11 protein-coding genes and 1 pseudogene are annotated in these 13,621 nt (G+C 70.5%); 7 read left to right on the forward strand and 5 right to left on the reverse strand.

Annotated features, from left to right (window positions below):
• Window positions 1-53 precede the first annotated feature (53 nt).
• Together ACZ6S6_RS02540 and ACZ6S6_RS02545 are read left to right on the forward strand one after the other, a co-directional pair.
• A complete protein-coding gene (locus ACZ6S6_RS02540; RefSeq protein ID WP_469703318.1) occupies window positions 54-992 on the forward strand; it encodes a LysR family transcriptional regulator in 939 nt (312 codons plus the stop codon).
• Between the two features lie 82 nt (window positions 993-1,074).
• Window positions 1,075-1,617, forward strand: a complete 543-nt coding sequence (locus tag ACZ6S6_RS02545) for a sugar O-acetyltransferase (protein ID WP_469703320.1) — start codon at window positions 1,075-1,077, stop codon at window positions 1,615-1,617.
• Between the two features lie 124 nt (window positions 1,618-1,741).
• Here the strand turns inward: ACZ6S6_RS02545 and glnA are convergent, their stop codons facing one another.
• Window positions 1,742-3,103: a type I glutamate--ammonia ligase gene (gene glnA / locus ACZ6S6_RS02550; RefSeq protein ID WP_362957188.1), complete on the reverse strand. Its 1,362-nt coding sequence runs from the start codon at window positions 3,101-3,103 to the stop codon at window positions 1,742-1,744.
• A gap of 243 nt (window positions 3,104-3,346) precedes the next feature.
• Here glnA and ACZ6S6_RS02555 point away from each other — a divergent pair, with 243 nt between their 5' ends.
• From ACZ6S6_RS02555 to ACZ6S6_RS02575, 5 genes and pseudogenes are all read left to right on the forward strand, one after another.
• On the forward strand, window positions 3,347-4,033 hold the full coding sequence (locus ACZ6S6_RS02555; RefSeq protein ID WP_469703323.1) for a DUF3105 domain-containing protein: 687 nt from the start codon (window positions 3,347-3,349) through the stop codon (window positions 4,031-4,033).
• A 32-nt stretch (window positions 4,034-4,065) separates the two neighbouring features.
• A complete protein-coding gene (locus tag ACZ6S6_RS02560; protein ID WP_469703325.1) occupies window positions 4,066-4,815 on the forward strand; it encodes a DUF305 domain-containing protein in 750 nt (249 codons plus the stop codon).
• Between the two features lie 136 nt (window positions 4,816-4,951).
• Window positions 4,952-5,377, forward strand: a complete 426-nt coding sequence (locus tag ACZ6S6_RS02565) for a CBS domain-containing protein (protein ID WP_362957182.1) — start codon at window positions 4,952-4,954, stop codon at window positions 5,375-5,377.
• A gap of 25 nt (window positions 5,378-5,402) precedes the next feature.
• Window positions 5,403-6,377 (forward strand): annotated as a pseudogene (locus ACZ6S6_RS02570) (multicopper oxidase family protein); the annotation flags it as partial.
• A 79-nt stretch (window positions 6,378-6,456) separates the two neighbouring features.
• Window positions 6,457-8,211: an NAD+ synthase gene (locus tag ACZ6S6_RS02575; RefSeq protein WP_469703327.1), complete on the forward strand. Its 1,755-nt coding sequence runs from the start codon at window positions 6,457-6,459 to the stop codon at window positions 8,209-8,211.
• Between the two features lie 73 nt (window positions 8,212-8,284).
• On the opposite strand, the gene ACZ6S6_RS02580 is transcribed toward ACZ6S6_RS02575, so the two are convergent.
• The 4 genes from ACZ6S6_RS02580 to ACZ6S6_RS02595 all read right to left on the reverse strand — a co-directional run bounded on the left by ACZ6S6_RS02580 (window position 8,285) and on the right by ACZ6S6_RS02595 (window position 13,493).
• Window positions 8,285-9,508 carry an MFS transporter gene (locus ACZ6S6_RS02580; protein WP_469703329.1) on the reverse strand — a complete coding sequence of 408 codons (1,224 nt, stop codon included), beginning with the start codon at window positions 9,506-9,508 and terminating at the stop codon, window positions 8,285-8,287.
• Between the two features lie 297 nt (window positions 9,509-9,805).
• Window positions 9,806-10,708, reverse strand: coding sequence for an endonuclease/exonuclease/phosphatase family protein (locus ACZ6S6_RS02585; RefSeq protein WP_469703838.1), 903 nt, complete (start codon window positions 10,706-10,708; stop codon window positions 9,806-9,808).
• Window positions 10,709-11,042: 334 nt separating this feature from the next.
• Window positions 11,043-11,741 carry a TetR/AcrR family transcriptional regulator gene (locus ACZ6S6_RS02590; RefSeq protein WP_469703331.1) on the reverse strand — a complete coding sequence of 233 codons (699 nt, stop codon included), beginning with the start codon at window positions 11,739-11,741 and terminating at the stop codon, window positions 11,043-11,045.
• 123 nt (window positions 11,742-11,864) lie between these two features.
• Complete coding sequence (locus ACZ6S6_RS02595; protein WP_362957168.1) at window positions 11,865-13,493, reverse strand: DHA2 family efflux MFS transporter permease subunit; 1,629 nt, start codon at window positions 13,491-13,493, stop codon at window positions 11,865-11,867.
• Window positions 13,494-13,621: the final 128 nt, after the last annotated feature.

Genomic DNA, 13,621 nt, shown 5'->3' on the forward strand with positions numbered 1-13,621 from the left:
CAACCGACCCTCGGCAGCCACAACGATCAGTTGTATGTACCTAGACTGAACCGGTGGACACCGAGGCATTGCGCACGTTCGTCCGGGCGGCCGAGCTGGGACGGTTGCAGCACGCCGCCGACGAGCTGGGCGTGACACAGCAGGCGGTCTCCAAGCGGATCGCCGCCCTGGAGCGCGAGTTGGAGGTCCGCCTGTTCACCCGCACTCCCCGAGGGGTGGAGCTGACCCTCGACGGTCAGGCGTTCCTCCCCCACGCGCGGAGCGTCGTGGCGGGTGTCGAGCGCGCCGTCACCGCCGTCAGACCGGGCTCCCGGGCCCTTCGGATCGACGTTCTCGGCCTGCGGAGCGCGCAGGCCGTCCTGCTGCATGACTACTGGCGGTCGCATCCGGGGACAGAGCTGGACGTGGTGACCCTCCGGGTCAACGACCCGCGCGTGGCGGTCGCCGCCGTCGAGGCGGGCGATATCGACGCCTCGTTCCGCTCCGTCACCGACCCGGCCGTCCTGCCGCCCGGCCTGCGGATGATCCACGCGTTCGACTCCCCGCTGGAACTCCTCGTCGGCCCGGGGCATCCGCTCGCCTCCGCGCGCGAACTGACGCCACCGCAGTTGCGCAAGCACCGGATCTGGGTGCCGGGCATCGCGCCCCGAAGCGAATGGTCCGAGTTCTACGACCAGCTCGCCTCCGACTTCGACCTGCGCATCGACGCGGCCGGCCCGCACTTCGGGGACGAAGTACTCCTGGACACCCTCGCGGACTCCGCGGAGGTGGCCACCCTCGTCGGCGCGCGCGACCGGTACATCTGGCCGGCGGGCCACGACCTGCGTCGCATCCCTGTGGTGAATCCGACCCTCGCCTACCCGCTCTCGCTCATCCTTCCCGCAATGAATCCGCATCCAGGACTTCGCGGAGTCATCACCCACCTCCACAGCCTGCCAGGGCTCCCGGGGCCGGTCTGGCGCCCTGCCTGGGCTACGACGCCACAGAGCTGAACCGGCTGTGCACCGGCGAGCCCTGCCCAGCCCACCGCCACCCAGCACACCAGCACACCGGACAAAGACAAAGGATCGTGACTTGCCCAGCGACCGTTTCATGCGCATCCACAGCCCCGAGTTCCAGGCCATGTCCGAGCGGGTCCTGCGGGCCACCCAGCTCACCTCCCGCCTGAACGTCCTGCCCTTCGAGGACGAGGCAGGCAAGGCGGAACTGTTCGAACAGATCTTCGCCAAGCCGCTGCCGCCGAGAGTCACGATCTATCCGCCCTTCTACACGGACCACGGCCTCAATCTGGACCTCGCGGAGCGCGTGTTCATCAACCAGAACTGCACGTTCCTGGACTACGCCGGCATCCGGCTCGGCGAGCGGGTGATGGTCGGGCCCAACGTCATGTTCATCACCCTCGGCCACCCGGTCGATCCCGGGGAGCGACGGGAATGGCTGACCGGCGCGCCCATCGACGTGGCGGAGAACGTGTGGATCGGCGCCGGTGCCAGGATCCTGCCGGGCGTCAGCATCGGCCGCGATGCGGTCATCGCGGCCGGCTCGGTCGTGGCCGATGACGTTCCGCCGGCCAGCCTGGTGACCGGCGGCAAGGCGACCGTGCGGCGACGGTGGTGACCACCGCTCCGGTCGGCTCCGGGGGCCGAGGGCAGCCTGATGCGCCCAAATACTTTCGGGCCGACAGGTGTCGCACCGTCGGCCCGATGTCGGGTACCAGCGCTCCAGCGCCGCTGACGTGTGGTTACAGCACCGGCAGGAGCGCCTTCAGCTCGAAGGCCGTGACCTCGCTCCGGTACTCCTCCCACTCCTGCTTCTTGTTGCGCAGGAAGAAGTCGAAGACGTGCTCGCCCAGCGTCTCGGCGACCAGTTCGCTCTTCTCCATCAGCGAGATCGCCTCGCCCAGGTTCTGCGGGAGGGGCTCGATGCCCATCGCGCGGCGCTCGGCGTCGGACAGGGCCCAGACGTCGTCGTCGGCACCGGCCGGGAGTTCGTAGCCCTCCTCGACGCCCTTGAGGCCGGCGGCCAGCAGGACCGCGTAGGTCAGGTACGGGTTGGCGCCGGAGTCGATGGAGCGGACCTCGACGCGGGCCGAGCCGGTCTTGCCGGGCTTGTACATCGGGACCCGGATCAGCGCGGAGCGGTTGTTGTGGCCCCAGCAGATGTACGAGGGAGCCTCGCCGCCGGCGCCGGCGGCGCGGGAGGAGCCGCCCCAGATGCGCTTGTAGGAGTTGACCCACTGGTTGGTCACGGCGGAGATCTCCGCGGCGTGCGTGAGCAGGCCCGCGATGAAGGAGCGGCCGACCTTGGAGAGCTGGTACTCGGCGCCGGACTCGTAGAACGCGTTGCGGTCGCCCTCGAAGAGGGAGAGGTGGGTGTGCATGCCCGAGCCGGGGTACTCCGAGAACGGCTTCGGCATGAACGTCGCCTGCACGCCCTGCTCCAGCGCGACCTGCTTCATGACCAGGCGGAACGTCATGATGTTGTCGGCGGTGGAGAGCGCGTCCGCGTACCGCAGGTCGATCTCCTGCTGGCCGGGGGCTCCCTCGTGGTGGCTGAACTCGACCGAGATGCCCATCGATTCGAGCATCGTGATCGCCTGGCGGCGGAAGTCCATCCCGACGTTCTGCGGAGTGTGGTCGAAGTAGCCGGAGCTGTCCGCGGGGGTGGGACGGCTGCCGTCGACCGGCTTGTCCTTCAGCAGGAAGAACTCGATCTCCGGGTGGGTGTAGAAGGTGAAACCCAGGTCGGAGGTCTTGGCCAGGATGCGCTTGAGCACATAGCGCGGGTCGGCGAAGGACGGCGAGCCGTCCGGCATCAGGATGTCGCAGAACATCCGGGCCGTGCCGGGGGCCTCGGCACGCCAGGGCAGGATCTGGAACGTGGCCGGGTCCGGCTTGGCGATCATGTCCGACTCGTAGACCCGGGCGAAGCCCTCGATGGCCGAGCCGTCGAAGCCGATCCCCTCGTCGAACGCCTGCTCCAGCTCGGCAGGGGCCACGGCCACGGACTTGAGGTAACCGAGCACGTCGGTGAACCACAGCCGGACGAACCGGATGTCGCGCTCCTCAAGGGTCCTGAGGACGAATTCCTGCTGCTTGTCCATAGCCACATCCTTGCAGTTCAGACGGTCCGTGCACCACCGCCCGGGGTAGGGGGGAAACTCCAGTATCACGACCCGGGATTTCACCCAGATTACGCACACGACGGGAGATGGGGCACTCGGCCACCCACTACGATCGTCGGCCATGGTGAGCAAGGGATGCGGCGGCCTCGCAACCGCCCTGCGCACACCGGTTTTCCGACCTGTTCCAGACCCTCATCGCCCCTTCGCAGAAGGACCCACGACATGAGCCACGAGAGCCACGACCGCAGGACCCGCACCGAGCAGATGCGCAACGCCGACCGTACGCGGGACCACCGCAACCGTGTGGTGGCCATAAGCCTCAGCGCCGTCGTCGTCGCAGGTCTCGTCGCCTTCGGAAGCTACACACTGCTCGACAGGTCCGAGGCCTCCGCGGACCAGAAGTCCGCCGACGCGAAGGTGTCGGAGCAGCAAGGGGCGGACGGGAAGGACGCGGCCGACGGCGCGATCGAGGGCGAGAAGACCTGGGACGCGAAGAAGCTGACCCGCAACCACGTCACCGAGACCGTGACGTACCCGATGAAGCCCCCGGTCGGCGGTGACCACAACCCCGTATGGATGAACTGCGACGGCGAGGTCTACAAGAAGGCGATTCCCGACATGAACGCCGTGCACTCGCTGGAGCACGGTTCGGTGTGGGTGACGTACACGGACAAGGCCCCGGCCGCAGACCTCGACAAGCTCGCCGAGCGGGTCGAGAGGACCCCGTACTCGCTGATGAGCCCGTACGAGGACCAGGCCGGCACGATCATGCTGAGCGCCTGGGGCAAGCAGGTCACGGTGGACGGCGCCGACGACCCCCGGGTGGCGCAGTTCTTCTCCAAGTACGTGCAGGGGCCGCAGACGCCCGAGCCGGGCGCGGCGTGCACCGGTGGGCGGGGGGCGGAGTGACGGTTACGGAGCGCACCCGGCGCACTCGGTGGGTGGCGGGTTCCGCCGTCGCGCTCGCGGTGCTGTTCGCGGGCGCCGCGACGGTGGCCTCCGCGCGGGACGACGGGGCGGACCACCACGCGGCCGCGTCCGAGTCCGCCCCGCGCACGCCCGCCGCTGACTCGGCGGACGCCGGGTTCGCCCAGGACATGGCGGTCCACCACCAGCAGGCCGTGGAGATGTCCTTCATCGTGCGGGACCGTACGCGGGACGAGGACGTGCGCGGGCTGGCGTACGACATCGCCAACACGCAGGCCAACCAGCGGGGCATGCTGCTCGGCTGGCTGGATCTGTGGGAGCTGCCCAAGGTGGCCGCCGGGCAGGAGCCGATGGCCTGGATGGCCGGTGGGGCCGGTGCCGGTCCCAGTGCCGCTGCCAGTTCCGGTGCCGGTGGGCACGATGGGCACGACATGGGCGATATGGACGGGATGGAGGGGATGGAAGGGATGTCGGGGTACGGGAGCGGTTACCAGGCCCACGACGGGTCCCTCATGCCCGGTATGGCCACCCGTACCGAGCTCGGTCAGCTCCGCAAGGCCAGTGGCAAGCAGGCCGAGATCCTGTATCTCCAGCTGATGACCGACCACCACAAGGGCGGCATCGACATGGCCCGCGGCTGCGCGACCCTGTGCACCGTGAAGGCGGAGAAGCGGCTGGCCCAGAGCATGGTCGAGGCCCAGCAGTCCGAGCTGGACGCGATGGCCGGGATGCTGGCGGAACGCGGCTCGGCACCCCGCGCCTGAAGGTCCCCAAAAGGTTCCCCTGCGGCGCAAATGCACCCGAATGGGTGATAGCGGTCGCGTACCCCGAACGGGCCCATGACGATGGGTTCGCTCGGGGTCGTACGGCAGTGCCCACCGGTACGCAGGAGGAACCCCCATGACCACCGCCAAGGACATCATGCACACCGGCGCCACCTGGATCCCGGCGCACGAGACCCTCGACCGCGCCGCCCAGCTGATGCGCGAGCACAAGGTCGGGGCCCTGCCCATCTCGGCCAGCGGCGAGCAGGACCGGATGATCGGCATCCTCACGGACCGCGACATCGTGGTCGACTGCGTGGCGATGGGCCGGGACCCCTCGCAGGTGACCGCGGGCGACCTCGCGCAGGGCACGCCGCGCTGGATCGACGCGAGCGCCGAGGTGGAGGACGTGCTCCAGGAGATGCAGAACCATCGGATCCGGCGGCTCCCCGTGGTCGAGAACAAGAAGCTGATCGGCATGATCAGCGAGGCCGATCTGGCTCAGCACCTCTCCGACGACCAGATCGCCGGCTGGGCCGAGAAGGTCTACTCCCGCAACTGACCCGCACCGCGTACGGCCTGACGGCCCCGGGCTGACCCAGCGGGCCATCGAGCCGGGCAAGGACTTCACCTACCGGTTCGCGGTGCCGGACCCCGGCACGTACTGGTTCCACCCGCACTCGGGCGTCCAGCTGGACCGCGGGCTGTACGCGCCGCTGATCGTCGAGGACCCCAAGGAGCCGCTGTCGTACGACAAGGAGTGGGTCGTCGTCCTGGACGACTGGCTCGACGGGGTGGACGGCTCGACCCCCGACGCGGTGCTCCAGGAGCTGACCAAGGGCGGCGGCCACAGCGGACACGCCATGGGGGACATGCCCTCGGCCGGTGCCGGAACCGGGCCCTCGCGCATGCTCATGGGCGCCACCAGCAAGCTCCTGGGCGGCGACGCGGGCGATGTCGGCTACCCGTACTACCTGGTCAACGGCCGCACTCCGCAGGACCCGGCCGCCTTCACCGCCCGGCCGGGCGACCGGATCCGGCTGCGGATCATCAACGCGGGCGGTGACACCGCGTTCCGCGTCGCGCTCGGCGGCCACCGGATGACGGTCACGCACACCGACGGCTTCCCGGTCCGGCACACCACGACGGACGCCCTGCTGCTCGGCATGGGCGAGCGGTACGACGCGTCCGTGGCGCTGCCCGTCCGTGAGCCGGACCGGACGGTGCGGATCAGGCTGACCGGTTCCATGGCGGCGTACGACTGGGCCTTCGACGGGAAGCCGTACAGCGCCGACCAGCGCCATCCGGTGCGGGCCGGGGAGCGGGTCCGGCTGGAGTTCAGGAACGCGACCTCGATGTGGCACCCGGTCCATCTGCACGGGCACACGTTCGCGCTGGCCGGGAACGCGTCCGGGGCCCGCAAGGATACCGCGATCGTGCTGCCCCGGCAGTCGCTGACGGTGGACTTCGACGCCGACAACCCGGGGCTGTGGATGCTCCACTGCCACAACCTGTACCACGCGGAGGCGGGCATGATGACGGTCGTCGGCTACCGCGGCTGACCGGCTCCCTGGCGGGCCGCCCGGCTCTTCGCGCGGCCCGCCAGGACATCGCGTCAGTCAGACGATTACACTGGGCGGCGTGCCTCAACTACGCCTCGCACTGAATCAGATCGACTCGACCGTGGGTGACCTCGCCGGCAACGCCGAGGCGATCGTCCACTGGACCCGGCACTCCGCCGAGCAGGGCGCCCACCTGGTGGCGTTCCCCGAGATGGTGCTGACCGGTTACCCCGTCGAGGACCTGGCCCTGCGGTCGTCCTTCGTCGAGGCGTCGCGGGACGCGCTGCGTGCGCTCGCCGCCCGTCTCGACGAGGAGGGCTTCGGGGAACTGCCGGTCGTCGTCGGATACCTCGACCGCTCCGAGTTCCCGGCGCCGCGCTACGGCCAGCCCGCCGGGTCCCCGCGCAACGCCGCAGCGGTGCTGCACCGCGGCGGGATCGCGCTGAACTTCGCCAAGCACCACCTGCCCAACTACGGCGTCTTCGACGAGTTCCGGTACTTCATGCCGGGCGACTCGATGCCCGTGGTGCGGGTGCACGGCATCGATGTCGCGCTCGCGATCTGCGAGGACCTCTGGCAGGACGGCGGCCGGGTACCGGCCGCGCGGGCCGCCGGGGCCGGGCTGCTGCTCTCGATCAACGCCTCGCCCTACGAGCGGGACAAGGACGACACCCGGCTGGAGCTGGTCCGCAAGCGGGCCGAGGAGGCCGACTGCACGACGGCCTATCTGGCGATGATCGGCGGCCAGGACGAGCTGGTCTTCGACGGTGACTCGATCGTCGTCGACAAGCACGGCGAGGTGATCGCCCGTGCCCCCCAGTTCGCCGAGGGCAGCGTGATCATCGATCTCGATCTGCCGGCCGCCGCGGCCGACGCGCCGTCTGGTGTGGTGAACGACGGGCTGCGCATCGACCACGTGGTCCTCTCCGAGAAGCCGCTGCCGCCCTACGAGGCGGAGCTGGCCGGAGGGTACGCGGACCGGCTCGACGACGACGAGGAGCTGTACTCCGCGCTCGTCGTGGGCCTGCGGGCGTACGCCGCGAAGAACGGCTTCAGCAGCGTGCTCGTCGGGCTCTCCGGCGGGATCGACTCGGCACTGGTCGCGGCGATCGCCTGCGATGCGCTGGGTGCCCAGAACGTGTACGGCATCTCGATGCCGTCGAAGTACTCCTCGGACCACTCCAAGGGCGACGCGGCCGAGCTGGCGCGGCGTACCGGGCTGAACTTCCGGACCGTACCGATCGAGCCGATGTTCGACGCGTACATGGGCTCGCTGGGGCTCAGCGGTCTCGCCGAGGAGAACCTCCAGTCGCGGCTGCGCGGCACGATGCTGATGGCCGTCTCCAACCAGGAGGGGCAGATCGTCCTGGCGCCGGGCAACAAGTCGGAGCTGGCGGTCGGTTACTCGACGCTGTACGGCGACTCGGTCGGCGCGTACGGGCCGATCAAGGACGTCTACAAGACGTCAGTCTTTCGGCTGGCGAAGTGGCGCAACCGGGCCGCCGAGGAGCGCGGGCAGACCCCGCCGATCCCGGAGGCCTCCATCACCAAGCCGCCCAGCGCGGAGCTGCGCCCCGGCCAGGTCGACACGGACTCGCTGCCCGACTACGACGTGCTGGACCGGATCCTGGAGATGTACGTCGACCGGGACCAGGGGCTCGACGCGATCGTCGCGGCCGGGTTCGACCGGGCGCTGGTGGCGAAGACGCTGCGGATGGTGGACACGGCGGAGTACAAGCGGCGGCAGTACCCGCCGGGCACGAAGATCTCGCCCAAGGGCTTCGGCAAGGACCGGCGGCTGCCGATCACGAACCGCTGGCGCGAGTCCGGCTGACGCCGGGGGGCGGGGCGGCGTGGGGCGGGGGCGGCGGGTGCGGCGCCGGTCCCGTCCGGCTGACGGTTCGTCCTCAATCGCCGGACGGGCTCGATGTGGCCGGGCTCCGCTCGGCCACCGCCACGTCCGCGCGGGCCACCACCCTCGACGGTGTGCGGTCGCGGTCCAGTACGCCCGCCGTGACCGCCACCGCGAGGCCCGCCACGGCCAGGACCGCGCCGACCAGGGCCGGGGACGTCCAGCCCCAGCCGGCCGAGATCGCCATCCCGCCGAGCCACGCGCCGCCCGCGTTGGCCAGGTTGAACGCGGAGTGGTTGGAGGCGGACGCCAGGGTCGGGGCGTCCTTGGCCTTGTTCATGACCAGCATCTGCAACGGCGTCGTCGTCATGAAGCCGACCCCGCCCAGCAGCACCACCATCACCAGCGCGGCCCACTGCACATGGGCGGCGAACGGGAAGACCACCAGGACGACCGCGAGCGCGCCCAGCGATCCGTACAGGGTCGGACGCAGTGCCCGGTCCGTCAGCGGGCCGGCGGCGAGCGCGCCCAGGGTCATGCCGATGCCGAAGAGCGCCAGCACCAGCGTCACCGAGGATTCACCGAAGCCCATCGCCTCGGTCGTCATCGCCGAGAGGTAGGAGTACACGGCGAAGACCCCGGCGAAGCCGAAGACGGCGGTGAGCAGTCCGAGCAGCACCTGCCGGTTGCCCAGGGCCCGCAGCTCGTGGCGGACGTTGTGGTGGGCCTCGACCGGGATCCGCGGGACGAGCCGGGCGAGCGCGGCCATCGCGCACAGCCCGATCACCGCGACCACCAGGAACGTGGCCCGCCAGCCGAGGTGCTGGCCGAGCAGGGTGGCGGCGGGCACACCGACGATGTTGGCGACGGTCAGGCCGAGGAACATCGTCGCCACGGCCCGTGCCTGGCGCCCGTCCGCGACCAGCCGGGCGGCGACGACCGCGCCGACGCCGAAGAACGCGCCGTGCGGCAGCCCGGCCAGGACGCGTCCCGCGAGCAGCCAGCCGAAGTCGGGAGCGAGCGCGGAGGCGAGGTTGCCGACGGTGAAGAGCGCCATCAGCAGCAGGAGCATCCGCTTGCGCGGGATGCGGGAGCCGAGGCCGGTGAGCAGTGGGGCGCCGAGCACCACACCGATCGCGTAGGCCGACACGAGATAGCCCGCCGTGGGGACGGAGGTGCCGAGATCGTCCGCGACATCGGGCAGTAGGCCCATCATCACGAACTCCGTGGTACCGATGCCGAAGGCGCTCACCGCGAGAGCGAGCAGAGCCAGAGGCATGAGGAGAGACCTTTCCGGAGGAAGCCCCGTCCGCCGCGACGGAAGGGGCCGGTCGCGGCACGGGGTGCAGGAGGGAGCCGGGGCGTGGCGGCGCTGCGGGGCGTGGGCGCCCGAGCACACAGCGGCTCACCGGCTCCATCGCCGGTCGGCCTCGGTCCCTGATCGGAACAAATACTCTCAGGTGGTTTATGCCGGGAGGTAAACGCCCACTCCCGACCGCGGGGAAGGCCCGTGAACAGCCCGTAAACAGCCCGTGACGTCAGAGCTGATGCCAGAGCTTGACGTCAGAGTGCGACGTCAGAGCTTGACGCGGGCGGCGATCGGGAGGTGGTCGCTGTCCGTCGCGGGGAGCGACCAGGACGACACCGGGTCGACGCCCTTCACCATGATCTGGTCGATGCGGGCCATCGGGAACGAGGCGGGCCAGCTGAATCCGAAGCCGTCACCGGCCGCGCCCTGGGTGGAGCGCATCTGCGAGGTGACCGCGTTGAGCGAGCGGTCGTTCATGGTGCCGTTGAGGTCGCCGAGCAGGACGACCCGGTCGAGCCGTTCGTCCGCGATGGCCTCACCGAGTGCGTCCGCGCTCTGGTCGCGCTGGTTCGCGGTGAATCCGGCGTGCAGCTTGACCCGTACCGAGGGCAGGTGCGCGACGACGAAGCCGACCTCGCCCTTGGGCGTGGCGACGGTGGTCCGCATGGCCCGGACCCAGCCCATCTTGATGTCCACCGGACGGGTGTCGCTGATCGGGTACTTGCTCCACAGACCGACGGTCCCCTGGACCGAGTGGTACGGGAAGCGGCCGGCGAGCGCCGATTCGTACGTTTTCACCTGGCCGGCGGGCAGTTCCTGGAGGGCGATGACGTCGGCGCCGGAGCCCGCGACCTGCTGGGCGGTGCCCGAGGGGTCGGTGTTGTCCGCGTTGACGTTGTGGGTGGCGACGGTGAGATCGCCGCCCCCGCCCGACTTGTCGGTGAGCAGACCGCCGAACACGTTGAACCACACCACGACCGGGAGCAGCAGCACGATCAGGGCCGTCGCGGAGCGCCGCACCAGGCCCAGCACGAGCAGCACCGGTACGAAGACGGCGATCCACGGCAGGAACGTCTCGGTGAGGCTGCCCAGGTTGCCGATGGCGTTCGGGATGTGGGAGTGGAGGAGCATCACGACGGTCAGCAGGACCGAGCAGCCGGCCAGGACCATCCCGCGCCGCCAGATGCCCCGGTCCCGGAGCAGTCTGTCGCGCAGGTCCCGGACCAGTCTGTCGCGCAGGTCCCGGAAACGGGATCCGGAGGGCTGCGGTCCCCCGCCGCCGTTCCCGGTGTCCGCCCTGTACGCCTGCACCATCGCGCTGTCCTCACTGCCTTGCCGTGCACATCGCCGCGCCAACGACCCTAGGCGATATGCGATGCGTTTCCCGCCGTCGACGACGGCCGTACTGCCAGCAGGACGAACAAGGAGGTGCGGTGGGTTCCGGCCGGGGGCGGTCTGTGGGGGCCTGTGACAGAACGAGCACATGCGTGGGGGTCCGGGCGCGTCAGCCGTGACCTGCGGCTTCGCCGGGTCCGGTGCCGGGCGGCCGCGGCCCGACGCCCTCGACCAGCAGCTGGATGATGCGGTCGGCGAGGTCCTCGGGCAGCGGCGCGTCCGGCCGGTGAATGGTCCGTACGAGCATGGGGCCGACGAACAGGTCGTCCATCAGCTCCACGTCCGTGTCGCCGCGCAGTTCGCCGGCTTCGACGGCTCGCCGGACGGCCGCGAGCATCGCGACGCGGCGCGGCGCTATCACGGTGCACTGGTACTCGGCCCAGAGCCGGGGATGGCTCTTCATCTGGGCGAAGACGTTGTGCAGCAGTACGGAGGAACGCTGGGCCAGGCCGCGCCTGCGCATCGACTCCAGCAGTACGCGCAGATCACCGAGCCCGCCGGTGCCGGAGACATCGGGTTCCGGGGGCTCGATGTCGCGCAGGACGTCGACGAAGAGCTCCTCCTTGTCGGTCCAGCGCCGGTAGATGGTGGCCTTGCCGACCCCGGCGGTGCGGGCGATCCGCTCGATGGACAGGCCGGCGAGGGGTTCGCCGGCCTCCAGGAGTCCGACGACGGCGTCCAGGATGGCCCGCTCGGCCGCCGCGCTGCGCGGGCGGCCGCGGCGGGGCTCCTGGCCGTCGCCGGAGCCGCGGTCGCGGTCCCGGTCGCCCGGAGCCCGCTCGTCCCGGTCCGATGCCTGAGCCTGCACGTGAAACCACCTTTCGCCGCCCCCGATTCTCCCCGAACGGACGGCGCCCGGCAGCATCCGGCCGGATCGGGCACCGGCCGGGTCCGGCAGCCGTGCGCCGTCAGCCGTACGGGGCCGCCCGTGTCACCGTGCCGCGGGCGCGGGCACCGTCGGCTCGTCCTGCGTGCCGTCCGGCGTGCCGCCCGGCGCGGGCGTCTGCGCGGCGGGCGTCCTGCCCGGCAGGAACAGCGCGACCACGATCGCCCCGACCAGGGCGACGAAGGCCGAGCTGATGGCCGTGACGTGCATGGCGTTCAGGAAGGCGTCGTGCGCGGCGGCGACCAGCGGGGCGCCCGCGGGTCCCATCTTCTCCGCGACGCCGAGCGTCGCCTCGATCGACTCCGCCGCGGTGTCCCTGGCGGCGGCCGGCAGCCCACCGAGGTGCCCCTCGATGTCGCCGCGGTAGACGGCGGACAGCACCGAGCCCAGGACGGCGATCCCGAGCGCGCCGCCGACCTGCCGGAACGTGTTGTTGACGGCCGAGCCGGAGCCGGCCTTCTCACGGGGCAGGGCCTGCATCACGGCGACGGTGACCGGCGGCATGACATGGGCCATGCCCGTGCCCTGCACGAAGAAGACCAGACACATCAGCCAGACGGGGGTGTCGGCGTCGAACAGCGCGAACGCCGCCAGCCCGACCGCGACCAGCAGCATGCCGACCGTGCACACCGCACGGGCGCCGAACCGCGCGACGACCAGCCGCGCCCTGGGCGCGAAGACCATCTGGGCGATGGCCAGCGGCAGGATCAGCAGCCCGGACTGCAGGGCGCTCCAGCCCCGCACGCTCTGCATGTAGAAGGCGGAGAAGAACGTCACGCCCATCAGCGCGAAGAAGACCAGCGCGATGGCGGCGACGGCGGCCGAGAAGGCCGGCTTCCTGAAGTACGTGACGTCGATGGCCGGGCTGCTGCTGCGCTTCTCGTGGAGGACGAACACCACCAGGACGGCCAGGCCGCCGATGACCGGCAGGAGCACGGAGACGTCGGTGAAGTCGGCCAGCTCGCCGCCGCGGATGATGCCGTACACCAGCAGCACCAGGCCGATGATGGAGAGCACCACACCGATCGGGTCGAGACGGCCCGGCTTCGGGTCCCTGGAGTCCGGTACGAGCACCGCCATCGCGATCAGCGCGATGACCACCACGGGGACGTTGACCAGGAAGATCGAGCCCCACCAGAAGTGTTCGAGGAGCAGCCCGCCGGTGATCGGGCCGATCGCGATGCCGAGGCCGACGCTGCCGGCCCAGATGCCGATGGCCTTGGGCTGCTCGTCGCGCTCGAAGACGTTCATCAGGACGGCGAGGGTGGCCGGCATCACGAACGCGGCGCCGAAGCCCATCACGGCACGCCAGGCGACGAGTTCGCCCGGCGAGCCGGACATGGCGGCGAAGGCCGAGCCGATGCCGAAGAGCACGATGCCGAAGAGCAGCACCTTCTTGCGCCCGAGGCGGTCGCCGAGCAGGCCCGCGGTGAAGAGCAGTCCGGCGAAGACGAGGGTGTAGGAGTTGATCGCCCACTCCAGCTCGCTCTGGGTGGCCCCCAGTCCGGTGGGTGCGGGGGAAGCGATCGTCTTGACGGCGACGTTCAGGATCGAGTTGTCCAGCACCACGATGAGCAGGCTGAACATCAGGACAACGAGGATCGCCCAGCGGCGGCGGTGGACCGCCTCCGGGACCTGGGGTGCGACGGCGGGAGCGCCGGACGGTATGGACATGGCCCAGAGCCTAACCTCATTACGATACGGGACCGTCTCGTATTGGAAAGTCTTTACCGGGCTGGAACCCGCCGCCGTACCGCCGTCCGGGCTACCTGCGCGGGCCCACTTCCCGTGACCGGCTCCGG

It is taken from the genome of Streptomyces sp. NPDC048671, from assembly GCF_055587045.1.

Excerpts from the sequence above, each read along its gene's own strand:
- glnA (WP_362957188.1), bottom strand. The coding sequence starts at position 3,103 with ATGGACAAGCAGCAGGAATTCGTCCTCAGGACCCTTGAGGAGCGCGAC.
- ACZ6S6_RS02555 (WP_469703323.1), top strand. The coding sequence starts at position 3,347 with ATGAGCCACGAGAGCCACGACCGCAGGACCCGCACCGAGCAGATGCGC.
- ACZ6S6_RS02565 (WP_362957182.1), top strand. The coding sequence starts at position 4,952 with ATGACCACCGCCAAGGACATCATGCACACCGGCGCCACCTGGATCCCG.
- ACZ6S6_RS02580 (WP_469703329.1), bottom strand. The coding sequence starts at position 9,508 with ATGCCTCTGGCTCTGCTCGCTCTCGCGGTGAGCGCCTTCGGCATCGGT.
- ACZ6S6_RS02585 (WP_469703838.1), bottom strand. The coding sequence starts at position 10,708 with ATGGTCCTGGCCGGCTGCTCGGTCCTGCTGACCGTCGTGATGCTCCTC.
- ACZ6S6_RS02595 (WP_362957168.1), bottom strand. The coding sequence starts at position 13,493 with ATGTCCATACCGTCCGGCGCTCCCGCCGTCGCACCCCAGGTCCCGGAG.